Source organism: Actinoplanes sp. L3-i22 (assembly GCF_019704555.1).
Lineage (GTDB): Bacteria > Actinomycetota > Actinomycetes > Mycobacteriales > Micromonosporaceae > Actinoplanes.
The window spans coordinates 6,618,634-6,642,045 of sequence record NZ_AP024745.1 but is presented as its reverse complement, the minus strand read 5'-3'; the positions used below and the strand labels follow the sequence as shown (position 1 = coordinate 6,642,045).

Below are 23,412 nucleotides of genomic sequence, written 5' to 3'. Positions count from 1 at the left end.
CTGCTGCCCGGCACCTCGGCACCGGACGACAACCCCGGATCGGACCCGGCGCCATGACGGCCCGCCCGCTGCCGGCCACGCCGACCTCGGCGTTCCTGCTGCCTGCCGGCATCCCGGACCGGGAAACGGTCAACGGCTGGACGCACTGGCGCCAGACCCGCCATGCGTTCGTGCCCGCGCCTGCGTTGACTCTGGCCGAGTATCGGATGCTGAGCCCTCGCGACCGGCAACTACACGATCTTCATCGGGCTGCCACGCACGCGAACCTGCCGCTGCAGGACACACCGATGAGTACCGCGGTGGCCCGGCTGATGCGATCGCGGCTGCGGACCAACGCACTCAAACACCGGCCCACGACCCGTCCGGGCCTGATGATCACCGGCGGTGGCTACCAAGGCAAGACCGAGACGGCCTGCGAGATCGCCGCCGCGTTCGAAGACGCCTGGCTTGACCTGAACCAGCAGCTCAACCCGGCCGCGGTGCCCGGCAGCAGGGACCTGCACGCCCCGGTCGCGTACGTGCAGACACCGGTCACCGCGAAACCGAAAAGCACCTGCCAGGCAATCCTGGACTTCTTCGGCGCCGATCACCGCAAGATGACCCTGCCCCAGCTGACCCGCGCCGTCCGGCAGTCCCTGCACGACCACGGCACCCGGGTCCTGCTGCTCGACGACATCACCCGGCTCAAGATGCACCGGGCCGACGACCAGGACACTCTCGACCTGATTCGCGCGCTGATGAGCACGAATACCACCCTGGTCCTGATCGGGGTGAACATCCCCGGCTCCGGGCTGCTGCGCGAGGGCTGCCAGGATCCCGGGACAGGCCAATGGGCGTTCCCCGCGCCGGCGCGACATCACCACGACGACCCGGCCACCCAGACCGAACGTCGATTCGACCTGGTGCAACTCGACCCGTTCGCCTACGACACCGCAGCGCATATCCAGGCCTGGGTCGATCACCTCACCGGCCTGGAACAGCACTTGCGGCTCTTGCACGCCACACCCGGCATGCTTACCGGCGGTGTCATGCCCGAATACCTGTTCCGGCGCACCGGAGGCGTCGTCGGGCTGCTGGAACGCCTCATCGAACAAGGCTGCACGGAAGCCCTGGACACCGGCGTCGAAGCCCTCACCGAGGCCCTGCTCGACACGGTCACGATCAGCCTCGGCAACGACCATGGCCGCGACCCGGCCGCCGGCGAGGTCCCTGCCGTTCCCGAGAAGCCGCCGCCACGGCGTCGTAGCCGCAACACTGTCTTCGACGACCACGGCCCCGCCGCGGCCACCGCATGACCAGCCCCAGTGTCGCGGTCCTGCCGCGCAGCCTCGACCCGCTCACCGGCGAATCGTTGCCGGGCTACCTGCTCCGCCTGGCCTACCGGCTGGATCGCACACCCGCACGGATGTTGGAACTGGTCGGCCTCGCCGCGATCGGGCCGATCCTCGGCCCGATCACCTACCTCGAGCCCGCCAGCATGCGAGCCTTCAGCACGGCTACCGGTCTCAGCAGCGACGAAGTCCGCGAACTGTGCCTGTCCGGCCTCGCGGCACGATATTCGCCGTTGAGCTCGACCTACCTCGGTCGCCGCCGCGACCCGGCCCGCCTGACCACCAGCGAGCGGTGGGTGTTCGGCCGGTGGAGCCGTTACTGCCCGGGCTGTCTGGCCGGGGACGGCAGCCCGGCGCAAACACTGCACGGCGGCTGCTGGCAGCGCGCCTGGCGACTGCCACCCACGTTCGCCTGCCTACGCCACCGGTGCCTGCTGCAGCACCGGTGTCCCGGATGCGGGCAGCCACCGATGCTCTTGGCCAAAGGCCGCGGCCGGATCGTCCCGTCACCCACCGTGCCGGGCCTGCACCCGGCCCAATGCCGCAACCCGATCGGCCCAGCCCGGTCTGGAAGGCAGCCGACGGTATGCGGGCGTCGCCTCGACAACTGCGACGACCAACCCGCTACGCAGGTCACCTCGACAGCGGCCGAACTGCAGGAACGGCTCACCTGCATGCTTGACCCCGCCGGCCCCGAGACCACGACCACGTTCGCCGTCCCGGTGGCGGTCAGCACCTACTTCACCGACCTGCGGCTGCTGACCAATCTGATCTGCGCAACCTGGCCGGCGGGTCAGGCGCTCGCGTCCACCACCGCCGACGCAGAGCAGGTCGATCGCCATGTCCGGCAGATCCGCGACACCTTCGCCGCCCGCAGGGACGGCGGCGAGAAAGTCCAGTACCACGCGATCCTGGACCAGCCACCGGCTGACGCGGCCACCACGAGCGCGTTGCTGGCGATGGCCGCCACCGTGCTCGACGGCGAACCGGACGTTCTCGGCGACCTGATCATCGGAACTACCGGCAGACGCTGGGCGTCGCACTTCCTGCGCGCCGAGCAGTACTGCTCACCCGGCATGGTCGCCGCCATCGCCCCGTACGTCGCAGCCCTGCGTCCCCGGATACGCCCCACGGCCGACGCCGCAGAGACCACGCGGCCACGCCGACGTCGACGTCCACCTCCGGCAAGTCCCCGACCCTCACCTCGCCGCCGGTCCCGGCCGGCCAGAGCCTCGCGCGCACTACCGCCCAGGCCCGTCCTGCCTTCCCCGCTACCGCAGGACGGGCCTGGGCGGTATCGGGCCTGGCATATCCCGGCCTTTCTCACCGATGACTGGAACGAGCGATACCTGGCCGGCTTCGCGGCCGGCTTCTCACCGCGCCTGCTGCGCCGGGCCACCGCCGTCATGCTCATCCAACTGGCGGAACCATGCCATATCCCTGACGCGGCCGACTTTCTCGATGTATCCAGCGAAGCAGCCCAACACGCCTGCGACGAGCTGCGGACCTGGCTGCGCCAGACCGGCCAGACCCAGCAATACCTCAAGGTCGTCGACAGACTGTGCGCCGAACTGAACCAACGCGCCCTGATCCGCGATCGCCTACCCGACTACGGTCTGCGGCGCCGAGCCATGGCCCACTGGGTCATCCCGGACGACGGCTGGGAGCACCTGCTGTCCCATCTGCGCCGCGTCGGGCGTACCAACTGGGGCGAACGCAAGCGCAACACCGTCTCGGCCCTGATCTGGACCAAAGTCACCCAAGGCGAACACCTTTTCGCACCCCATCGCCGATCGGCACCCGGCTTCCGGCCAGGCAGCCCCGAAGACCGCGGCCTCGACATCGACCGCGCCTGGTGGCGGATCCGGAACAACGAGCCCGACCAGCACTATCCGCGGCTCGATGCCCTGTGCGAGCGGTACGCAGCCGACCTCGCCTGGAGCATCGATCATCCATCGAACCCAGCCACGCCCGCGTCCTGAGACACCAGCCGCCCAAACCCTGGGGTCGGCAACGAACGAACCTGGCAGATGTTACGTTCGTAACATGGACTCGGCGCCGGACCGGATGGGTTTCCTGCTGGTGAGCATTTCGAGCGCGGGTGGCCCAGACAGCCTGCGCGTCGCGGTCTGGCGCAAGCTTCGCTCGCTGGGCGCCCACTACCTGCAACAATCCGTCTGCCTCCTTCCCGCCCGGGAGCCGATCGAGCAGCAGGTCCGGCGGCTGCTGGCCCGGGTCCACACGGACGGCGGGACCGGCCAGGTCCTGCGCATAGAGGTCGTCGACCCGAGCGACCAAGCCGCCCTGATCGAGCAGTTCAATGCCGCGCGTGACGGCGAGTACGCCGAGGTCGTCGAACGCACCCCGGCGATGCTTGACGAGATCGCCACGGAGACCGCCCGTGGGCGTGCCATCTACGCAGAGGTGGAGGAGTCAGAGGCCGACCTGGAACGTTTTCGCAGCTGGCTGGCGAAAATCAACGCCCGGGACTACTTCCAGGCGTCCGGGCGTGCCGGCGCCGAAGCCGCGGTCGAGCGGTGTGCCGAGGCCTTGGCCGCGTTCGAGGCCGCCGCACTCAACACCGAGGCCCGCGACATCCCGCCGGTCTCCACCCATAGGCACGCCGACCGGAAGGACTGAGCCCACATGGCCTGGTGGTGGCAACTGTTGATCAGCATCGGCGTCGCGCTGCTGTTGATCTGGCTGGCTCTGCTGATCGCGTTGCTCGTCGCCAAACCGGACAAGGCGCAGCTCAAGGAGGCGCTGCGGCTGCTGCCGGACTTGCTCAGGTTGTTGCGCCGGCTGGCCAGCGACCCGACTCTTCCTCGCGGTGTGCGGATCAGGCTCGGATTGCTTCTGGTGTACCTGGCGGTGCCGTTCGACCTGATCCCGGACTTCATTCCGATCCTGGGCTACGCCGACGACGCGATCATTGTCACCGCGGTGCTGCGCTCGACCGTGCGCCGGGCCGGCCTCGACGCGGTCCGTCGGCACTGGCCCGGCACCGACGATGGTTTCGCCGCGCTCAGCCGCCTCACCGGCCTCAACCGCTGAACCCGCGCTGCACCGGACCGGCTCAGTCGCCGTCGCCGCGGCCGTCGTCCTGGTCGTCGTCGCGACCGCCGTCCTGCGGCGGCGTCGGCCGCGGACTGGTTGAGGTCGAGTCCGCGGACGGTCCGGCGGCAGGCTGTTCGGTCGTCTCCGGTACCGACTCGTCCGGCAGAGGTACGTCCGGGAGGGTGGACTCGACGGGTGTTTTCTGGTCCGGGATGCTGACATCGGCGGGCGGCGCTGGTACAGCCGGTTGGCCGGACGTGCCGGTCAGCTCGTAGACGCCAGCTACCGCGGCGGCCAGGCCGAACACGACCGCCACCACGGCTACGGCGATCCGCGCGAACCGGGCCGGCGACGACGCCGATCCAGGCTCGGGTTCTCCTGGCGGCCGGTCCGACTCCCGCCGCCAGTTGCCCGATGCCGTACGCGGCCCACCGGCAGCCAACCCGGCTTGATCGGCAACATCGTCGGAGGCTGGCGGGTAGTCCTCCGGGTCCGGGAAGTAGCTGCCTTCCTCGTCCGGGTTGTAGCCGTACGCGACCCGGGCGTCGATCCGCGGTTCGTGGTCCAGTAGATCTTGCGGGTCCCAGCCAGAGGTGGGTCCGGTCGAGACGTCCGATCGGGGCTCGCTGCCGGTCCGGCGTGCAGGGCGTCGCGGGTCCTCGTACATGGTGAGCCTCTTTCCTCTCGGTTTTCGGGGCAGCGCGAAGCACCCGGCCGGTGTCGCAGTCGGTCTCAGGCCGAGCAGAAAACACGTTCGTGGTGCGGAGATGCCGGTGGTTCGGGCGGAATCTAGGTGGCCAGCACCATGTCGACGGCCATCCACACGGTCGCGATCATCGCCACTGCCAGCGCCGTGAGCAGCAGCGCGAGGCTGCGGCCGGGCAGGCGCAGCCAGGTCCCGGCGGCGGCCGCGATCGAGGCGACGTAGCTGACCGCGTAGCTCACGTACTGGTCGTGTTCGAGGTAGCCGAACCGGGGCGCCAACGTCACCAGCGACAGCGCCACCACCAGGATCAGCGCGTTCGTCCGGATCGCCGACACCAGCCTGGCCTCACCGGACGCTCGTCGGCCCGGTCGCGATGACATCATCGGTTCTCCCTCTTGCAGGCGTGCTGGTTCACGCGCGCCGGAGGGGACGGCCGCGACTACCGCTGCGATTCTTCCAGTTGCCTCCTTCGGCCTCGGGTATCAACTCAGGTGTTGCAGGACCTGCGCACGCGGACGCCGCGCGAGCGCCGCTGGTCGAGGGCGGCGGGCCGGGCGCAGCCGGATGACGGCGTCAACGCCGGTGCCCGGGGCCTGGTCGAGGTGGATCCGGCCGCCGCTGGCGTGGACCAAACGCTCGACGATGGCCAGGCCGAGGCCGGAGCCGTCGTCGCGGGATTGCGGCGAGCGCCAGAACCGGTCGAAGGCCCGCTTGCGGTCGCCGGCGGTCATCCCCGGCCCTTGGTCGATCACGTGGATCGTCGTCGCACCGGGACTGGTGACGCTGGTGGCGATGGTCAGGGTGCTGCCGACCGGAGCGACCCGCAACGCGTTGGCGAGCAGATTGTCCAGGATCTGTTCGAGCGCGCCCGGCACCGCCAGGACCTCCCCGGCCGGCGGCCCGGACACGGTCACGCTCACGTGCTGCTCGTGAGCGAACGCCGCCCAGCCTCCAGCGCGGTCGGCGATCACCGTATCGGCGTCGACCGGGACCGGCGCGATGGCCGCATCATCGAGACGGGCCAGAGCGAGCAGGCCCTGCACCATCCGGGCCAGCCGATCGGTCTCCGCGACGGCCTCCTCGAGACTGCCCAGGGCCCCCGGGTCAACGGCGGGCTCCAGGTTCTCCAGGCGCAGCCGCAGCGCGGTCAGCGGGGTCTTCAGCTGGTGCGACGCGTCTGCGGCAAAGCTGCGCTGCCCAGCGATCAGCCGCTGCAACCGGTCCGCGGTTGCGGTGAACGTCGCGGCCAGCCGGCGCACCTCTGGCGGTCCTTGGTCGAGGCGTTTCGCATCGGGAACGGCCCCGTCGGCGAGCTGCGCGGTCGCCTGTTCCAGGTGATGCAACGGCCGGGCCATCCACCGGGCCAGACCCGCGGCGACCGCAGCCGCGACCAGCAGCACGGCCAGGCCTACGCCGCCGAGGACCCACCACACCTGACGTGCTTGCACGGCGCTGACCGAAGCGGGGAAGCTGACCTGCACCGCGCCGCGGATGGTGGTCCCGGATGCGGCCGGCAGGGTGACCACCCACTCGTCGGAGGCCGCCTCGTACCCCGACGAGCGCCGCTGATGCAGGGCGGCCGTGAGCGCCGACGGATCCGACGGGGCCAAACGGCCGGAGGCGCTGTCGGCCACCAGCAGACCGTCGTGGTCGACGACCACGACCCGGCCACCCATGCTGCGGGTGTAGTCGGCCAGCAGACCGGGAACCCGGTCGCGTTCACCCTCCTCGATCGCCTCCTCCGACCGTTCGGCCAGCACAACGGTGTCGCGTTCCATCGCGGACAGGAACCGGTCGGCCGTGCCGCGCGTGTAGAGGACGCCGAGCGGAATCTCCAGCGCCAGCAGCACCAGCAGAACCAGCGACAGGTAGCTGACCAGCAGCCGACGCGTCATCTGGCCACCTTCTCGCCGGTCCAGGCCAGCCGGAAACCGACCCGGCGGATCGTCTCGATCGCCTCCGGATCGCCGAGCTTGCGGCGCACCGCGGCCACGTGCACGTCCAGGGTCTTGGTCGGCCCGAAGTAGTGCGGGTCCCAGACGCTGTCCAGGATCTGCTGCCGGGAGTAGACCGCCCCGGGGTCCTCGGCGAGCAACGCGAGCAGGTCGAACTCCTTCGGCGCGAACGCCACCGGCTGCCCGGCGACCCGCACCTGCCGGGCCCGCCGGTCCAGCGCCAGCGGCCCGAGCTCCTGCACACCGACCTGCGGCGGCACCTCAGCTACCGCAGCCGGCGCCGGGACAGCCACGGCCAGATACGCCACAGCCGCGACGAACGGCACAGGTTCGGCATGGGCGCGGCGCAGCACCGCCCGGATGCGGGCGATCAGCTCCCGCAGGCTGAACGGCTTCGCCAGATAGTCGTCGGCACCGAGCTCCAGCCCGACCACCCGGTCGCTTTCAGCGTCCCGGGCGGTCAACATGATCACCGGGACCGCAGAGACGGCCCGCAGCTCCCGGCACACGTCGATCCCGTCGATATCCGGCAGGCCCAGGTCCAGCAGCACCAGGTCAGCCGGCCCGGCAGCGAGCGCCTCCGCGCCGGTGCCGACGTGCTCCACGGCGAAGCCATAGCGGCCCAGCCCCTCGGCCAGCGGCCCGGCGATCCGGTGATCGTCCTCGACGAGCAGCACCCGCACCGGCGTTACCGCCCTCCCGGCCTGACCCGCACTCAACACCGTCGTCCGCTCCCACCTGCTAGATCCCCGATCGGCCGGGCGGCCGTCCCCGAAGGGGTACGGGCACGGCCACCCGCGCAGTTCAGCGCCAGTCAGTCCTTGTCGCCGGCCTCGTCCTTGGTGCTCACGACGTTGAACTCGGTGTCCAGGTACACCTCGACCGTGCCGCCGGCCTTCTTCTCGATCTCGACCGCGTACAAGCCGGGCTTCTCGCTGTCGTGCTCGCTCTTCTTGACCGTGCCCGGGAACTTCGCCAAGGCCGCCGCCTCCGCCTTCTCCTTCAGCTCACCGGTCAACGGCTCCTCCTTAGTCTCACCAGCACCGCCGCCGTCGTTGTCCTCAGCAGTAGCCTGCGCGCCAGCGGCCTGCTGGTTGCTGGCCGGCGCCGCCGTCTCCGTCGCGGGCGAGCACGCCGACAGACCAGCGATGGCGAGCAGAGCAACGGGGATGATCAGCTTCAGCTTCACGACAGGGCCTCTTCCATAACCGCCGAACCAGGTCGGCGTCCATCTCTGGGGGACATCGAAGACGCTAGGCAGTAACACCCCAGGAGCCGGCCAGGAAGAGGCAAGGGACCGGACAAGGTTCGACCAAGAAAGTTGCTCGCTGGCCCAACGAGAAAGCTGAGTCACGCCACGCGGGGAAGGTGGTGGTGACAACTACCGCTGTTCGAGTGACAACTACCGTTGTCCGTCACATTTGCTGCTGCATACCCTCTGCGCGGGCGCTACTCTGCATGTTAGAACATATGTTCCCATCTGGGTTGGTGTTGCGAAGCCACCCCGATCGGGTACGGCATGCACCGCCGCGCTTCCCCTGCGGCGTTCAGGCGCTGGGGAGAACTATGTCTGGGAGCACGAGGTGGGACGGGTCCGGGCGGATCGCCGGGGTCGGTGACGCGCTCGCCGCGCTGCAACGCGTCAACGCGGACGCCGAGCGACGCGGCACGACCGGTGCGCTGGCTCACGCGGTGCAGCCGGCCGGGCACGCCGCCCTGGATACGCCGGACATCACCAGGCTGTTGCCGGCCTTCGACGCGATCCGGCCGTTGTTGCCGTGGGCCGGCCTGCGTCGGGGCGCCACCGTGGCGGTCGCCAGCTCGACCACGCTGTTGCAGTTGCTCCTCGCGGCGGCAATGCGCGAAGGCGCATGGGCATGCGTGACTGGAATGCCCGGTTTTGGGGTGCTTGCGGCCGCCGAGAACGGGATCCCGCTCGACCGGCTGGCCCTGGTCCCCGACCCCGGTCCGGACTGGCCCTCCATCGTTGCCGCGTTGATCGACGGCGTCGATCTGGTGGCGGTCCGGCCGCCCGGCCCGGTCAGCCCTGCGGTGGCCGGCCGGCTCGCGGCCCGGGCCCGGCAACGCGGGACGGTCCTGCTCCCGATAGGGGAGTGGCCTGGTGCCGACGTCACCCTGCGCCGCACCGGGCAACGCTGGGAAGGTCTCGGCGGCGGGCACGGCCGGCTGCGCACCCAGATCACCGAGGTTCAGGCGGACGGCCGCGGCCGCGCGGCCCGGTCGCGGACCGCGACCATCGTCGGCCCCGCAACCCCGAGTCGGCCGCCTTTCCTACGGCCGTCGCCGGTGGTCGCGGTGAGCCCGCCACCAGCGCCGCCCAACGAGCTGTGGGCCCAGATGCAGCCCTCGCCGGTGCCGGTCGACCCGTGGGAGGCGCTGCGCCGCGCGGCCCGCACCGGGTCTGGCAGGCAGACCTCGCGGCGCGCTGCGCACCTGCGCCTGACCGTGCGCGACGCCACTGAGCAGGAGAACCTCGGATAGCCGGTAGCGGTCCGGAGGCCGTCGTGCGGTCTCAGGAACTGCCGTCGGGCAGCAGCGCGTTGCCGGGTTCGTGGTCGGGCATCAGTCCGTCACATTCGTCTTGATCCACCATCGCCACGCACCTTCTCGAAGAGGTGCGTTGTCTACCGAGAAATCACGGCAGAGCTAACTGACCAGCTCGGCGTGTCGCCCGGTAGTCCGGTCAATAGAACAGGTGCGGTAGTTGACGCTGGCCACCAGGCGCGGCTCGACCAAGGTCGCCGCGGCCATGGCGACCCGCCTCTGCGTGCAGGGGTGCGCCGGCGGGGCGCACCGCGGTCAGCTCGGCCAGCAGCCGCCGCCGGTCGGCGCCGGGCCACCAGGTCCTGGTCGAAGTCGTCCAGGAAGAACAAGCCCTCCAGCTCCGTTGGCGTCAGCCAACCGGCCGTAGACCGCCGATCCGCCAGAACGGGTCAGACGCATTCTTGTTAAACCGATAGGTGGTTCTATAGTCTTTGATAGCAACTACCGACACCACCGACGGGGAGAAAAGACATTGTTGAGGATCAAGCTCAGTGACCGCAGGTACGTCGGCGACACCGAGGCGACGGATCCCTTCCTGCCCCGCCGGCACGCCGGCTGGGATCCGACCATGACCGACGGCGAGGTATACGACGCCGCACGCGGCTGGTGGCGGGTCAACGCCCGGGCCGAACAGGAGCGCTACGCCCTGGTCCTCGCGGGCGGACAGATCCGGATGGCGATCGCCATCAAACAGTGGGCCACCGACAGCGACCGGCGCGCGTTCGGCGGCGACATCCTGCGCCCCGGCCACCCCGTCCACGACAAGTTCGTCGGCGGCGGCGACCCGACCGCATCGACCAGTCGCTTCCCGGTGCTGTACTGGGCCGATCCCCTCGACGAGGCAACCTGCCGATGCGGCTGCGGCGAGACGGTCACCCGTGGGGACTGGTCCCAGGGCCACGACCAGCGGGCCATCCACGACCGGATCCGCGCCGACTTCGGCGGCTCGGTCAGCCGCTTCATCGACTGGTACGACGCCAACGGCCCGTTCGCCGTCGGCGACCAGGAGGACCCCACCCGCGAAGGAGCCCTCGCGTGAGCCAGCGACCTTACGCCGCGCAGATGGCGAAGGCTCCGCCCGAGCGGCGAATTGAATAGCTTCCATACTGCGCCGTCATCGGAATCATGCAGATCCTGCTGCCCGTAGGCAGCGTGCCCATGCCGGGCTTCGGCTTGATCTGAATCAACTTGGGTGTGCTGGTCGGCGGAGCGCTCGGAATCTTCGGCAACGTTGCTGGCATGTTCCCGCCACGACTGGCCGATTGATCGGGCCAAATATGATGATCACGAAGCTGCCTGGTAGGACGCGACCGTGTCCGATCTCGCGGGCGACCTCACTCATGTGCCCGGGTGGCAGCGAAGCCCAAGGCCACCGAACCCGAAAGGAAACTCCAATGACGGTGGAGCCTACCGGCGATAGCCAGCCGCAGACCCGCGGCCCGGACTGGCGGCGCCTGACGTCGGTCGCGCTGGGACTGCTGACCGGTCAGCTTGCCGTCCTGGCCATACTCCGCCACTTCGGGCTCCCACCGATCCTTGGCACCGCGGCCAGCACCCTGATGAGCGTGGCGTCGGTGGTGGCACTGCGTCGGCAGTACCACCGCCCGCCGGTGCCGCGACGCCCGCTGGCCGCGAAAAGCTGGCGGATGAGCTACGGGGAGTCCTGGGTGACCTCGGCGCCCGACCGGGGTACGGACCTGGTTCAGCCTGCCGGCGGTTCCGGTTGGGCGGTGTGGAATCTCGAGACGGCGCTGCGCCGGACGTCCGGTCTCGGTTTCACTATCGCCGCGCTGGGCGTGCTGGGTGTGGGAGCCGTGCTCGCGGTGGGCCAGGCGGTGAGCGGCATAGCCAACCTCGTGACGTGGGAGCTGGGCACCGCCGCCCTGACCGCGGCCACCGCCTGCGCCCTCATCGCCATCGGCCGGGCCCGCTCCCGGGCACTAACCGCCGGGCTTCCCCTCGACGACACGGCACCACCGGCGATCTTCACGCACATGCTGCCGACGTGCCAGCATGAGGCCGGCCAGGTCGCGGAGGCCCTGCGCGCCCTGGAAGCCGAGATGTTCGGCAGCGAAGAACATCAGGATTCGGCTTCGGATTGGTTGTTCAGTGACGGCCGTCGGACGGCCTCCACGTCCGGCGGTGTACCGGGCGGTCCGGAATTCGACAGCACGACGATCCTGCCGGTCTGCCACCAGACCTTCCGGCTCCTCCTGGCGCTGGGGCAGACCTTCGACCCCGAGAACAGCGATGATCAACTGACGGGTGCTGGACATGCGGAGCAACTGGCGGCATACCGGCAGGACCTCGCGGAGATCACCGAATTGCTGACCACCATCACCGCCACGCTCGCCAGCCGGCGCGTCACCTCGGCGAGCGCCGACGAACCGGTCAGAGCCGGAACACGCCACCGCCCGCCGTCCGCCATCGGAGCCACTGCCCCAGGCCAAGCCACGATCGCCGAGATTCAACGACTCACCGAACTTGTCCTTCACTCCTAGGAAAAGATTGCAGTGGTGAAGGTCTATGACGTGCCCCGGCGGCCCGAAGATTGATGATCAATATCTCGGTGTTGGCGGGTGGCGTTCTTGTCATCGCCGGCCTCAAGCCGGCCCGAGGAACTGGACCTACCCGGCACCTTCTGGACCGTGGTCTTGCAAGACGGTGCCCCGGCCGCGTGGTGCGCCGCCCACGTCCAGAACGACGGAGTGCTCAAGTACCACAGCAACTACAAGGTGTGCCACGGCCGCAGCCTCGCCACCAGCGCCGCCCAACGAGCTGTGGGCCCAGATGCAGCCCTCGCCGGTGCCGGCCGACCCGTGGGAGGCGCTGCGCAGCGCGGCCCGCACCGGGCCCGGCAAGCCGACCTCGCGGCGCGCTGCACACCTGCGCCTGACCGGGCGCGACGCCACTGAGCAGGAAGACCGCGGATAGCCCGCACCGGCCCGGAGGCCGTCGTGCGGTCAGGGGCGGCTGGCGGGGAGGTCGTCGGGCAGCAGCGCGTTGCCGGGTTCGTGGTCGGGCATCAGTCCGCGCCAGGACGGGTGCCGCAGGTGGGACTGCGGGGTCCAGGTGCGGTAGTTGACGCTGGCCACCAGGCGCGGCTCGACCCAGGTCGCCGCGGCCATGGCGGCCGCCTCTGCGTGCGGGGGTGCGCCGGCGGGGCGCACCGCGGTCAGCTCGGCCAGCAGCCGCCGGCGGTCGGCGCCGGTCAGGCCGGTGCCGACCCGGCCGACGTAGTGCAGGTTCCCGGTCCGGTCGTAGGCGCCGAGCAGCAGCGCGCCGAGTGAGTCACGCAGCCGGCCCCGGCCCGGCAGCCAGCCGCAGATCACCACCTCGGCGGTGTGCGGGATGACCGTCTTCACCCAGGTCCGGGCACGCACACCGGGGGTGTAGCGGCTGTCGTCCCGCTTGCAGACGACACCCTCCAGCTCTTGCTCGGCCGCCACGGCCAGCACATCGGCGCCGGCGCCCGGGAAGTGGGGCGGGATGTCGATCACCGGCCCGCGCAGCGCCAGGCCCTGCAGAAGTTCCCGGCGGCGAAGGTACGGCTCGGCGCACGCCGAGTCGTTGTCCAGGTGCAACAGATCGAACACGTACAGCCGGATCGGGACCTGGCGGATCAGCCCCGGCTCGGGGCGGTTGACGCCCATGCGGCGCTGCAGGCGGGCGAAGTCCGGGCGGCCTGCCGGGTCCAACGTCACGATCTCCGCGTCCAGCGTGACCGTGCGCCCGTCCACCAGGTCGGGCAGTACGGACAACTCGGGGAACGCGCCGGAGACGTCTCGGCCGGCCCGGGTCAGCACCCGCCACCTGCCGCCGGCGCTGGAGGCCAGCGCGCGCATCCCGTCCCACTTGAATTCCGCGGACCAGCCCGGGCCGGTGGGCACGTCGCCGGGTGTGGCCAGCATCGGCGCTACCCGGGCAGGGAGCAGGGTTTCCGTCGGTGCCCGCACAGGGTCGAGCATCGGCCGCAGACCCGCCCGCCGATCACCGTTTACCGAAGTTGGTCCACGCTGCCCTCACCGGGCTCGGGATGCCCCAAGGCCGGCCCGTGCCCAAATCATCCGTTCGTGGGAGCCGAGCGTGTCCTCCCGGCCCGCTGACTCGTTGCTGACGCAGGAAGCACCAGAAAGCCGGAGGTGCGCCCTCACCGCGAGCCGAGGACGGAGGGACTGCTGTGCTGCTGGCGTACGTCGACGAGTCGTATAGCCCCGAGTGGTACTACATGGCGGCGATGCTCTGCGACGGGCCGGGAGCCCAGGCCATCACGTCCGCGCTGGACGCCGTGGTGGCCAAGGCGGTCGACTCCTTCGGGGTGCCGAAGGACGCCGAGTTGCACGGCTACGAGCTGTTCAACGGCGTCGGCTGGTGGAAGGACGTGCCGGTCCGGGCGCGGATCGGCGTCTACAACGAGGTGTTCACCGCGATCGGCGCGCACTGCACCGTGCTGCTGCTGCGCGGGATGAACGCGGGCGGCCGGCACACCAGTGCGAGCTCGCGGCACCGCAGGGTGCTGCAGCACCTGCTCGAGCAGATCGACGAGTACGCCGACCGGCACGACGAGCATGTGCTGGTCATCGCCGACGAGGTCGGCGAGCAGTCGAAACACTGGGCCGACCTGCACGACTACCTGCGGACCGGCACCGACGCCCGGCAGCTCACCCGCATCGTCGACACCATGCACTTCGCGCCGTCCTCGGCATCGCGGCTGGTCCAGGCGATCGACCTGGTCGTCTTCCTCTACCGCCGGGTGCAGACCCACACCGAGACCGACGCGCGCGCCACCCGCGCCAACGCCGCCTTGTGGGCCCGGATCGAGCCGCGCGTCGGTCACCAGGACTGCTGGTACCCCTGACCAAGGCCCGGATGCACGAAGGCCCCGCACGCGGCGGGGCCTAAGGCTGGGTCGGAAACCAAGGGCTTCCTAGTCACTAGAATAGCCCCATCGGGTGAGAACGCAAACGCGCCACCAGCGAAAACCTTTCATCCTTGCGGAGGATGACCCCGGGCCACATTGCTGGCGGCGCCTGCCCCCAGACGGCAGTGCCGCAGGTGTTCCTGCCGGAAATCCGGTTCAGGCGTGCGGGGCCGCGATACGTTGCGGCCGTGACCGCGGTGCAGGAACAGCGATGGAAGGCCCTGGTCGAGGCGGCGGACCAGGCCGGGATCGCGGCGTTCCTCGAGCCCGGCCCGAGCGGCTACGGTCTCGGCGTCTGCGGGCACGCGTGGATCAGGATCCGTCCAGCGTCGGGCGGGTTCGCCCGCTGGCTGATACGTACCTCCCAAGCTCGCCGCGACACCTACGAGGGTGGCATCGCCGTCATGAGCAGGTCCTTGGTCGGGCCCGACCGGGTGCCGACACTCAATCCCGTGGAGGCAGAGCAGTCAGCGGTGCGGCACGCCGCCTACGCCCAGGCGTTCGCGCAGGTTCTGGCCGCCGGCGGCGTTCCCGCGTTCGCTGAGGCTCACTTCGACTGACTGCCACGCCGCCATGGACGTTCCTGTCGTGGCGCCCGGCGAGCCGGGCGGTGATCGCACGGCCGCCGGCCGGGTTGTCCTGACCCGGGTGGGGCTAAAGATCGGCGGGCAGTGCGCTGTCGGCGTGCTCTACCGGTCGGACCCTCGCCCAGTAGGCGACGGCGCTGATGGCCGCGATGACCAGCCCGTACCAGAAGTGTGTGTCGCCGGTGAGTGCGATCGTGATGCCGGCGATCACTCCGATCCCGGTGGTGAGGCCGAGCAGAGCTCGACGCTGGCGCCGTCGGCGCGCGGCCGGCAGATCCGGCACCCACCGGCTGGCCATGACCGCCTCGCCCCGGGTAGTCCACAGCTCGAGCTGGGCCGTGCATCCGAAGCGCAACGCCATGACAGCGGTGTAGGCGATGGGCGCTCCGGCGATGATCCCGGTGACTGCGGTCAGCGCGTTCATCGGGGATTTCTCTGCTGGGCCGGCAGCCGGCCGATGTGTGTGCCGGGAGTTGGCAGGGCCTGCAGGTCGGATTCGGTGGCGTTCGGCCAGGCCCGGGTGTCAGGGCCTAGCGGCCTCGACCGCAGGGTGGCAGCCGGGCGGGCCGAGTCTGCTGTTCGACGGTCGGCTCTGGACAGTGCGTACACCTCGACCGCGTAGATGACCAGGGCGCCGCCGGCCAGGACCGCCAGTTTGACCGCGGGGTCGGCGAGGCCGCCGACCGGAAGGCCGGCGGCGTGGCCCAGCAGCCAGAACGCCCCGACCGGCAGACTCAGCAGGAGAACTCCGGCCAGGGTGAGCAGTAGGACGGATTCCGCGGTGAGTTCGTCCAGGGCCCGCCACATCAGTAGCGCCAGGCCACCCAGCACTCCCACGATCAACATCCAGAACAGCATCCCGCACCAACCCTCCATCGATCACCCAGTATCCAGGTGCGGTCAATCCATCGCACCGTAACCGCATCCCGCGTCACCCGGGCCGGCAGGACTGCCACCCGGATCAGTCGGGCGCCCGGGTTGCTACCGGCCGGCGGGCAGCAGCGCGCCGACGAGCACGGCGGCGCCGACCAGGAACGGGCCGAAGGGCAGGTGCGTTGCCCGCCGTACGAGCTGGCGGGCCAGGACGTAGACCAGCGCGGCGGTGAAGGCGAGAAACGTGCCGGCGTACAGCGGCAGCCAGCCCAGCCAGCCCAGCGCGATCCCGAACCCGGCGGCCGCGGTGACGTCGCCCCAGCCGAGCGAGCCGGGCCGGGCCAGCGCGCAGACCGCGAAGATCACGACGGTGACGGTCCCGGCCAGCAGTGCCCGGGTCCAGTCGTCGTAGCGGTCGAAGCGTGCGGCGGGGATCAGCAGGCCGGCGAGGGTGCCGGCCGCCCAGGCGGCGGTGAGCGCGTGGGGGAGTCGCCGGACGGTGCCGTCCACCACGGCCAGGACCACGCCGAGGACCGCGAACCACAGGAAGGCCGGCTGCTCGAGTCCGGTCCGGGCGCCGGTCAGCACCAGCAGCACCGCGGCCACGACGAGCGCCTCCAGCGCCCACGGGCCGGGCCCGGCGGCGACATGGCATCGGGTGCAGCGGCCGGTCGCGGTCAGCGCCGGGCCGGCTCGGCCGGCGCGGGGGGTGCCGCAGGCCGGGCAGTGCCACTGTGGGCGGGTGCCGTACGGCACGAGGAAGGCGGCGGTGAGCACGCGTAGCCACGCCAGGGGCGAGAGCCATCGGCCGGCCTGCCGGATCCGGTCGGGACGTGACGGGTGGATCGGGTCGGTTGCGGGCGGGCCGGAGTGATTGTTCACGCAAACATCCCAGAACGCGACGGTTGCGTCCCGCCCATCGGGATCCGTCGTAGGGTCGCCGAAGTTTTACTGCACGTAACATAAAAGCGGATCAAGACGGCATCCTCGGCTACCCTCTGCGGTTGGCTCGACACTCAGCGTGCGTCGGGTTACCGGACCGTCACATAGGTGTCCGAGATGCTCCATAAGCGCATTCCCGCACCCACGTCCTATTGATCACTTTCAGTCACGTCATCAGTGATCATCGACGCGGATGGGAAGTTAGTGCCTGTTCAGCCCATCGGTCAATCCGCTAAAGTCCCGCCACGCGAGCGTGATCCACAGTGGGTGCACGGGCCATTACCGCGTGCACTCCCGTAGACGCCACGGGGAGGCGACGAACGGCATGCGCGTAGTTGATGCTTTGCGCCCAGCGGCAACCGCCGCGGCGGTGGTCCTGATGGCCGCCGCTTGTTCGGACACACCAGCCAAGCCGCCGGCATCGACACCGCCACCGGCGCCGTCCGCGGCCGCGTCCACCGATCCGGCGGCGGCGGTCGCCACCGCCGAGATCCTCGACCGGTTCAGGTCGTTCCGGCAGGCGTACGACGCCGCAGGGCTGACCGCTGACTACAAGAGCACGGCGCTGACCCAGTACCTGGTCGATCCGCTCAAGCAGAACGTCGTCAGGTTCCTGCTGGAGACCCACGTTCACGGCGCCGCTTACAAGGGCGAGACCCAGTCGACGCCTGAAGTCACCACACTGGATCTCAAGGCCAAGACCGCGACGGTCACCGAGTGCTACGACACCACCAAGTACCTGCTGTTCTACACCAAGAGCAACTCGCCGGTGCCGGTGCCCAGCGGCTCACGCCGCAACGTCTACGAGACCCAGGCCAAGGATTTCGGCGGCAAGAAGGGCTGGCTGTTCACCAAGTCCCAGATCTTCAAGGACCGGTCGTGCTGACCCGCCGGCGCCGGGCCGCCGTGGTGGCCTGGGCCCTCGTCGCCAGCCTGGTCCTGCACCCGTCGTCCGCCCTGGCCGACGACGGTGGCGGCGCCTGTAACGGGCCGGACTGCGGGGCGTGGGGCACCCAGCCCGGCAGTGGAGGCGACCACGGTGGCACGGGCGGCGGGGGCTCCGACGACGGCGGTAGCGACGGCTGCCACTTCGCCAGCATCACCGTGCCCTGCGACGGCGGTGACCTCGGCTGGTGGAGCAGCCCCTGCTATCTCAAACCGATGGCCGCCCCCAACCCGGACCCAGCCAACGGCGAAGGTTTCTGGTACTGGGCCACCTGCTTCGCCCCCAACGCTTCGCTGTCGGTCGGCATCCCCATGTGGTTCGCGGCCGCGCAAGGCCCCAGCCCCGAGGAACTCGCCCGCCGCGCCCTGGCGACGATCACCCTCAAGGGCCCGGCGATCGGCATCGGGACCGCGGGACTGGTGTTCACCCCGGTCTGGCTGTGGACCACGGTCACCCCGAACACGTGGGGCCCGATCAGCGCGTCCGCGTCGGCGGGCGGGCTGACGGTGACGATCACCGCCCGTACGGAGCAGATTGTCTGGGACATGGGTAACGGCGACTCGGTGACCTGCACCGCGCCCGGCACCAAGCAGGGCGCCGGTGAGGCGGACCGGCCTTCCCCGACGTGCGGGTACGACGGCTATCCCCAGCCGAGCCGCACCCAGCGCGGCGGCGCGTACACGGTGACCGGGACCAGCGCGTGGCGCGTCACCTGGGCCGGCGGCGGCCAGACCGGGGTCATCGACCAGACCCGCACCTCGAGCACCACTGTCCGGATCGACGAAGCGCAGGTGGTCAACCGATGAGCCTGACCGAGACCCGGCCCGCCGGGCCGCGGCCGATATCCGCGGCGGTCGCGGCCCGGATGCCGCGCCGGCGCCGGCCCGGGCTGCTGGCCGCCGGGGTGGTCGTCACCGTGCTGGCCACCCTCGGCGCGTACGCGTTCGCGCGCAACGCCGGCGACGCCGTCCCGGTCCTGGCCGTGGCCACCACGATCACCGCCGGGCACCAGATCAGCGCCGCCGACTTGAAGACGGTGCAGGTCAATCGGGGGTCCGGGCTCACCCCGATCCCCGCCGACCAGCAGAACACGGTGATCGGCAAGTACGCGGCCGTCGAACTGGTCGAGGGCACCCTGCTGACCGGCGGGCAGGTCACCGACGCCGCGGTGCCCGGCCCCGGCAAGCAGCTGATCGGTCTGGAGCTCAAGCCGGGGCAGTTGCCGGGCCGAAAGTTGCGCCCGGCCGAGCCGATCACGTTGGTGATCACGTCGGATCCGCGCAACGTCACCGTCGGCGCGAAGACCGCCACGCCGGCGTTGCCGCGGCCGCTGACCATTCCCGCGACCGTCGCCGGGATCGGGGACAAGGCCGCCGACGGCACCTCGGTCGTCGATGTGGTCATCGCCGAGGCGTACGGGCCCGGCCTGGTCGACCTGGCCCAGCAGGGCCGGGTCTCGATCGCGCTGGTCGCGGGGTAGCCGGTGTCTCTGATCGCCGTGGTGGGCGGCAAGGCGTCGACCGGCGCCACCGTCACCAGCCTCGCCCTGACCCTGAGCTGGCCCCGCGACGTGCTGCTGGCCGAGTGCGACCCGGCCGGAGGCAGCGTCCTGACCGGATACTTGGGCGGGCAAATTCCCGCCGACCGGGGTATCGCCGGGCTGGCGGTCGCCGACTACCACGGCCAGTTCTACGACGCGTTCGACGACCAGTTGATCTCCCTGACCGAGACGGCGCCGTACCGACTGCTGCTGCCCGGGGTGACCGACCCGGCGCAGTCGGCCGGGCTGACCGGGCTGTGGGCGCAGCTCGGGAATCATCTGCGCCAGCTCGAACGCTCCGACCCGCCGGTCGACGTCATCGCCGACTGCGGCCGGCTGCCGGCCCTGCACGGGCCACTGCCGTTGCTGCGGTACGCGCACCTGACCCTGATGCTGGTCGGCCGGACGCTGACCTCGATCGCGGCGGCCCGGGTCCGGCTGCCCCAGCTGCGCCGCGAGGTCGACCAGGGCGGCGGCGACCTGCAGCTGCTGGTACGCGGGAGCGGCGACTACGACGCCGGCGAGATCGCCCAGCACCTGGGTGTGCCGCTGCTGGCCGACCTGCCCGAGGACGACAAGGCCGCCACCATGCTCACCACCGGCGCCGGCACGCCGCGGCCGAGCGCCACCCTGCTGCGGGCGCTGAACTCAGCGATCCCCGCCATGCACACCCTGATCGAGGCGCGCCGCGCCGTGCCCGCCCCGGTGGCCGGGCCCTCGTCGCGGGAGGCGACCTTTGCCTGAGCAACGACGCCCTCCGCACCTGTACCGGCCGCCCCCCGGGCCGGCCGGGCACAACGGCACGCCGGTGATCGGGGCGCCGGCGCGGCTATTGCCGCCTCCGCCGCCGATCCCGACCCGCCCCACACCGGGCGGCGCACCGGTCGAGGTCGACTACGACGTCGTGCGGGCACTGCAGACGTTGGTCAGCGACCGGGTCAGTGACCAGATCCGCGGCCGGAGCGTCACCACCGCCGAGCAGCGCCAGCTGACCACCGACGAAACCCACATGGTCGTTCGCGAACACCTCGACAACCGGCTCAAGGGCGGTGACCGGGTGCCGGCCGGCTACGCGTCCGCACTGGCCGACGCGGTCGCCGCCCACCTGCTCGGGATGGGCCGACTACAGCCCCTGCTGGATGACCCGCAGGTCAAGAACATTCACGTCCTCGGGCACAACCAGGTACGGGTCGAGTTCGCCGACGGCCGGATCGACGAGACCTCGTACACGGCGGCGGGCAGCGACAACGAGCTGATCGAGCTGCTGCAGCACCGCGCCGCCCGCGACGGCATCACCGAGAGGTCGCTGTCGACCGGGCACCCGGTCCTGCATCTGCGGCTCGGTAAAGGCGGTGACCGGCTGGTCGCGACGATCGCGGTTACCCCGCGGCCGGTGGTGGTGATCCGCAGGCACCGGATCAGGAAGGTCACCCTCGACGACCTGGTCGAACTGCAGACGTTGAGTCCGAGCGCCGCGGCGTTCCTGCGGGCCGCGGTCGCCGGGCATCTGAACATGGTGATCCTCGGGCTGGCCGGCTCGGGCAAGACGACCACGTTGCGGGCGATCGCGTCGGAGATCCCCCGCGAGGAGTGGTTCGCGGTGATGGAGACCGAACGCGAGCTCGGCCTGGACCCCGTACGGCATCCGTGGGCGGTCGAGTTCGAGGAACGCCAGGGGCACGGCGCCAAAGACGTCCACGGCCGGCCCGAGGGCGAGCTGAAACTCGTCGACCTGTTCCCGGCGATGCTGAGAATGAACATGCAGCGGGTCGTGGTCGGTGAGGTCCGCGAGGCCGAGATCGTGGCGATGCTCGACGCCGGAACCACCACCCAAGGCACCCTGTCCACGATCCACGCCCGCAGCCCGGACGCCGCCCTCAACCGGATGGCGCACCTGCTCATCCGGCACGGCGGCAGCCCGACCCCAGTGGGCGCCTACATGCAGATCGCCGACGCGATCGATTTGATGGTCTTCCAGCGGCTGGAGAAACGCCAGGGCCTGCCGGACCGGCACTACGTGTCCCACATCGTGGAGATCAACGGCCTGAACGAGAACGGCCAGGGCATCGCCCGCAGCAACCTGTTCGCCCCGCGCGAGCCGGGCGGGCTGGGCATGCCCACCGGGGTCCGGCCCCGCCCCGACATCCTGGAGGCCCTCGAGTACGCCGGGTTCAACACGCGGCTGCTGCTCGATCCGGACTCGCGCCCGCAGCCCCGGCCCCGGGAGCGGTGACATGACGCCGCTGATGTTCGCCCTACTCGTCGCCGCCGCCGTCCTCGGGATCATCCTCGCGATCACCGGAGCGGTCGGTGCGTCGCCGGCGGTGGCCCGCCCGGCCCGGTGGCGGCAGCGACTGCTGCGCTCCTGGACCGGAGCCGGACTGTCCGACCGGCGGCGCCGGACCCGGCAGCTGTCCCTGGCCGCCGCAGTCGCCGTGACCGTGGCGGTGTGGCTGATCACCGCGATCCCGGTGGCCGGAATCATCGCCGGCGCGGCCGTGGTCGGCGTGCCGTGGCTGTTCGGCGCCGGCGCCGCCGAGCAACGCGCGATCGCCCAGCTCGAAGCCCTCGAAACGTGGACCCGGCAGCTGACCGCGGTGGTCCGCACCGGGCTGGGCCTCAACGAGGCGATCCTGGTCAGCACCCGCGACGCCCCCGCCGCGATCGGCGACGACCTGCGGCTGCTCGAAGCGCACCTGCGCGGCGGCGTCCCCATCCCCACCGCCCTGGACCGGCTCGCCGGCCGGCTGGCCGACGCCACTGCCGACGAGGTGATCGTCGCCCTGCGGCTGCACGCCACCGACCGGGGCCAGAGCCTGGCCGACATCCTCGACATGGCCAGCGCCAACGTCGCCGACGACATCACCGACCGGCGCGAAGTGTGGGCCAACCGGGCCGACCCGCGGCTGACCAGCAAGGTGATGACCGGGCTGGGCATCGCCGCGTTCAGCCTGCTGGTCATCAACCCGCCGTACGCCCGCCCGTACAGCAGTCTGATCGGGCAGACGGTGATGGTCGGCAGCACGCTGGCGTTCCTGGGCCTGCTGCTGTGGGTCCGCAAGCTCTCCGGCAGCAAGAAACCGCCGCGGATCCTGGACGGCGGTGACCCGTCATGAGCGATGCTCTGCGCGTCGCACTGTTCTTCGGCGTCCTGGCCGGCGCCGGCGTCTACCTGATCCTGCGCGGCATCCTGCCGGCGGCGCCGCGCCTGGACCTGGCCCTGCAACGCCTGGACACCGTCACCACCACGGCGGACACCGGGTCGCAGAGCCCGATCGGCCGGTGGCTGGCCGCCCGCCTCGAGCACCGGCTGCACGTGCCCGCCCAGCAGCTGCGCCTGCTGGGGAAGACCTCCGAACGGTACATGCTCGAGAAGATCGGGCTGCCGGTCGTGGGTCTGCTGTTCGTGCCGGCCCTGACATTCCTGTTGGCGACGATGGGGGTGCACCTGCCGTTCGTCCTGCCGGTCGCCGGCAGCCTGACGATGGCCGTGCTGTTCTTCCTCCTCGTCGACGTCCTGATCCGCCAGCAGGCCGACGAGGCCCGCGAACAGTTCTCCCGCGCGGTGGCGACCTACCTGCGGCTGGTCGCACTGGAACGCTCGGCCGCGCACGGCCCGGTCGAAGCGCTCGAGCGGGCCGCGCAGGTCGGCGACGGCTGGGTCTTCGACCGGATCCGGGCCGCCCTCGACGGGGCCCGCATCGCCGGGATCCCCCCGTGGGACGGGCTCAGCCAGGTCGCCGACGAGATCGGCGTCCCGGCGCTCGGCGACGTCGGCGACATCATGCGACTGTCCGGCACCGAAGGCGCCCAGGTCTACCAAACCCTGGTCAGCCGCGCCCAGTCGCTGCAGGTCGCGCTACGCACCCGCGAGCACGAGCGGGCCAACACCAGTACCACCCTGCTGTACGTGCCGACCAGCCTGATGGTGATGGTCCTGTTCGCCCTGGTCGGCTATCCGTTCCTGTCCCGGCTGATCGCCCCATGAC

Annotated in this window: 26 protein-coding genes; 17 read left to right on the top strand and 9 right to left on the bottom strand. The window is 70.8% G+C overall.

Annotated elements, in window-relative coordinates; all coding sequences use genetic code 11:
* The first annotated feature begins 53 nt into the window (after positions 1 to 53).
* The 4 genes from L3i22_RS29955 to L3i22_RS29940 all read left to right on the top strand — a co-directional run bounded on the left by L3i22_RS29955 (position 54) and on the right by L3i22_RS29940 (position 4,385).
* On the top strand, positions 54 to 1,295 hold the full coding sequence (locus tag L3i22_RS29955; protein ID WP_221320862.1) for a TniB family NTP-binding protein: 1,242 nt from the start codon (positions 54 to 56) through the stop codon (positions 1,293 to 1,295).
* Positions 1,292 to 3,313 (top strand): TniQ family protein, encoded by a 2,022-nt coding sequence (locus tag L3i22_RS29950; RefSeq protein ID WP_221320861.1) that lies wholly within the window; start codon positions 1,292 to 1,294, stop codon positions 3,311 to 3,313. Before L3i22_RS29955 ends, L3i22_RS29950 begins: the two co-directional genes overlap by 4 nt.
* 64 nt (positions 3,314 to 3,377) lie before the next feature.
* Positions 3,378 to 3,971, top strand: coding sequence for a Chromate resistance protein ChrB (locus tag L3i22_RS29945; protein ID WP_221320860.1), 594 nt, complete (start codon positions 3,378 to 3,380; stop codon positions 3,969 to 3,971).
* A 6-nt stretch (positions 3,972 to 3,977) separates the two neighbouring features.
* Complete coding sequence (locus L3i22_RS29940) at positions 3,978 to 4,385, top strand: YkvA family protein (RefSeq protein ID WP_221320859.1); 408 nt, start codon at positions 3,978 to 3,980, stop codon at positions 4,383 to 4,385.
* A gap of 22 nt (positions 4,386 to 4,407) precedes the next feature.
* Here L3i22_RS29940 and L3i22_RS29935 read toward each other — a convergent pair whose 3' ends face one another.
* The 5 genes from L3i22_RS29935 to L3i22_RS29915 form a co-directional block, all read right to left on the bottom strand.
* Entirely contained in the window at positions 4,408 to 5,055 is a 648-nt protein-coding gene (locus L3i22_RS29935) for a hypothetical protein (RefSeq protein ID WP_221320858.1), read from the bottom strand.
* Positions 5,056 to 5,177: 122 nt separating this feature from the next.
* Complete coding sequence (locus tag L3i22_RS29930) at positions 5,178 to 5,477, bottom strand: hypothetical protein (RefSeq protein ID WP_221320857.1); 300 nt, start codon at positions 5,475 to 5,477, stop codon at positions 5,178 to 5,180.
* Between the two features lie 99 nt (positions 5,478 to 5,576).
* Positions 5,577 to 6,989 (bottom strand): HAMP domain-containing sensor histidine kinase, encoded by a 1,413-nt coding sequence (locus tag L3i22_RS29925; protein WP_221320856.1) that lies wholly within the window; start codon positions 6,987 to 6,989, stop codon positions 5,577 to 5,579.
* Positions 6,986 to 7,732 (bottom strand): response regulator transcription factor, encoded by a 747-nt coding sequence (locus L3i22_RS29920; RefSeq protein WP_255657258.1) that lies wholly within the window; start codon positions 7,730 to 7,732, stop codon positions 6,986 to 6,988. Before L3i22_RS29920 ends, L3i22_RS29925 begins: the two co-directional genes overlap by 4 nt.
* 131 nt (positions 7,733 to 7,863) lie before the next feature.
* The gene (locus L3i22_RS29915; protein ID WP_221320854.1) at positions 7,864 to 8,238 is read right to left on the bottom strand and encodes a hypothetical protein; all 375 of its coding nucleotides are present in this window, start codon (positions 8,236 to 8,238) and stop codon (positions 7,864 to 7,866) included.
* A 377-nt stretch (positions 8,239 to 8,615) separates the two neighbouring features.
* Between L3i22_RS29915 and L3i22_RS29910 the strand changes: the two genes are divergently transcribed.
* The 4 genes from L3i22_RS29910 to L3i22_RS29895 all read left to right on the top strand — a co-directional run bounded on the left by L3i22_RS29910 (position 8,616) and on the right by L3i22_RS29895 (position 12,548).
* The gene (locus L3i22_RS29910) at positions 8,616 to 9,551 is read left to right on the top strand and encodes a hypothetical protein (protein ID WP_221320853.1); all 936 of its coding nucleotides are present in this window, start codon (positions 8,616 to 8,618) and stop codon (positions 9,549 to 9,551) included.
* 538 nt (positions 9,552 to 10,089) lie between these two features.
* On the top strand, positions 10,090 to 10,653 hold the full coding sequence (locus L3i22_RS29905; RefSeq protein ID WP_221320852.1) for a hypothetical protein: 564 nt from the start codon (positions 10,090 to 10,092) through the stop codon (positions 10,651 to 10,653).
* A 355-nt stretch (positions 10,654 to 11,008) separates the two neighbouring features.
* Positions 11,009 to 12,115 (top strand): hypothetical protein, encoded by a 1,107-nt coding sequence (locus tag L3i22_RS29900; RefSeq protein WP_221320851.1) that lies wholly within the window; start codon positions 11,009 to 11,011, stop codon positions 12,113 to 12,115.
* Positions 12,116 to 12,404: 289 nt separating this feature from the next.
* Positions 12,405 to 12,548 carry a hypothetical protein gene (locus tag L3i22_RS29895; protein ID WP_221320850.1) on the top strand — a complete coding sequence of 48 codons (144 nt, stop codon included), beginning with the start codon at positions 12,405 to 12,407 and terminating at the stop codon, positions 12,546 to 12,548.
* 29 nt (positions 12,549 to 12,577) lie between these two features.
* Here the strand turns inward: L3i22_RS29895 and ligD are convergent, their stop codons facing one another.
* Positions 12,578 to 13,525, bottom strand: a complete 948-nt coding sequence (ligD, locus tag L3i22_RS29890; RefSeq protein WP_221320849.1) for a non-homologous end-joining DNA ligase — start codon at positions 13,523 to 13,525, stop codon at positions 12,578 to 12,580.
* Positions 13,526 to 13,794: 269 nt separating this feature from the next.
* Between ligD and L3i22_RS29885 the strand changes: the two genes are divergently transcribed.
* Positions 13,795 to 14,472, top strand: coding sequence for a DUF3800 domain-containing protein (locus tag L3i22_RS29885; protein WP_255657257.1), 678 nt, complete (start codon positions 13,795 to 13,797; stop codon positions 14,470 to 14,472).
* Between the two features lie 251 nt (positions 14,473 to 14,723).
* Positions 14,724 to 15,095 carry a hypothetical protein gene (locus L3i22_RS29880; protein WP_221320847.1) on the top strand — a complete coding sequence of 124 codons (372 nt, stop codon included), beginning with the start codon at positions 14,724 to 14,726 and terminating at the stop codon, positions 15,093 to 15,095.
* 94 nt (positions 15,096 to 15,189) lie between these two features.
* Here L3i22_RS29880 and L3i22_RS29875 read toward each other — a convergent pair whose 3' ends face one another.
* The 3 genes from L3i22_RS29875 to L3i22_RS29865 all read right to left on the bottom strand — a co-directional run bounded on the left by L3i22_RS29875 (position 15,190) and on the right by L3i22_RS29865 (position 16,877).
* Positions 15,190 to 15,546 (bottom strand): hypothetical protein, encoded by a 357-nt coding sequence (locus tag L3i22_RS29875; RefSeq protein ID WP_221320846.1) that lies wholly within the window; start codon positions 15,544 to 15,546, stop codon positions 15,190 to 15,192.
* A complete protein-coding gene (locus L3i22_RS29870) occupies positions 15,543 to 15,968 on the bottom strand; it encodes a hypothetical protein (protein WP_221320845.1) in 426 nt (141 codons plus the stop codon). The genes L3i22_RS29875 and L3i22_RS29870 overlap by 4 nt, the downstream gene beginning before the upstream one ends.
* A 135-nt stretch (positions 15,969 to 16,103) precedes the next feature.
* Entirely contained in the window at positions 16,104 to 16,877 is a 774-nt protein-coding gene (locus L3i22_RS29865; RefSeq protein WP_221320844.1) for a prepilin peptidase, read from the bottom strand.
* Between the two features lie 439 nt (positions 16,878 to 17,316).
* On the opposite strand from L3i22_RS29865, the gene L3i22_RS29860 reads away from it, so the two are divergent.
* The 7 genes from L3i22_RS29860 to L3i22_RS29830 are packed head-to-tail and all read left to right on the top strand — an operon-like array spanning position 17,317 to position 23,411.
* Positions 17,317 to 17,823, top strand: a complete 507-nt coding sequence (locus L3i22_RS29860) for a hypothetical protein (protein WP_221320843.1) — start codon at positions 17,317 to 17,319, stop codon at positions 17,821 to 17,823.
* Positions 17,817 to 18,689: a hypothetical protein gene (locus L3i22_RS29855; protein ID WP_221320842.1), complete on the top strand. Its 873-nt coding sequence runs from the start codon at positions 17,817 to 17,819 to the stop codon at positions 18,687 to 18,689. The genes L3i22_RS29860 and L3i22_RS29855 overlap by 7 nt, the downstream gene beginning before the upstream one ends.
* Positions 18,686 to 19,363, top strand: a complete 678-nt coding sequence (locus tag L3i22_RS29850) for an SAF domain-containing protein (RefSeq protein WP_221320841.1) — start codon at positions 18,686 to 18,688, stop codon at positions 19,361 to 19,363. The genes L3i22_RS29855 and L3i22_RS29850 overlap by 4 nt, the downstream gene beginning before the upstream one ends.
* 3 nt (positions 19,364 to 19,366) lie before the next feature.
* Positions 19,367 to 20,167: a ParA family protein gene (locus L3i22_RS29845; protein WP_221320840.1), complete on the top strand. Its 801-nt coding sequence runs from the start codon at positions 19,367 to 19,369 to the stop codon at positions 20,165 to 20,167.
* Positions 20,160 to 21,656 carry an ATPase, T2SS/T4P/T4SS family gene (locus tag L3i22_RS29840; protein WP_221320839.1) on the top strand — a complete coding sequence of 499 codons (1,497 nt, stop codon included), beginning with the start codon at positions 20,160 to 20,162 and terminating at the stop codon, positions 21,654 to 21,656. The genes L3i22_RS29845 and L3i22_RS29840 overlap by 8 nt, the downstream gene beginning before the upstream one ends.
* A 1-nt stretch (position 21,657) precedes the next feature.
* A complete protein-coding gene (locus tag L3i22_RS29835) occupies positions 21,658 to 22,539 on the top strand; it encodes a type II secretion system F family protein (protein ID WP_221320838.1) in 882 nt (293 codons plus the stop codon).
* Complete coding sequence (locus L3i22_RS29830) at positions 22,536 to 23,411, top strand: type II secretion system F family protein (RefSeq protein ID WP_221320837.1); 876 nt, start codon at positions 22,536 to 22,538, stop codon at positions 23,409 to 23,411. The genes L3i22_RS29835 and L3i22_RS29830 overlap by 4 nt, the downstream gene beginning before the upstream one ends.
* Position 23,412 lies beyond the last annotated feature (1 nt).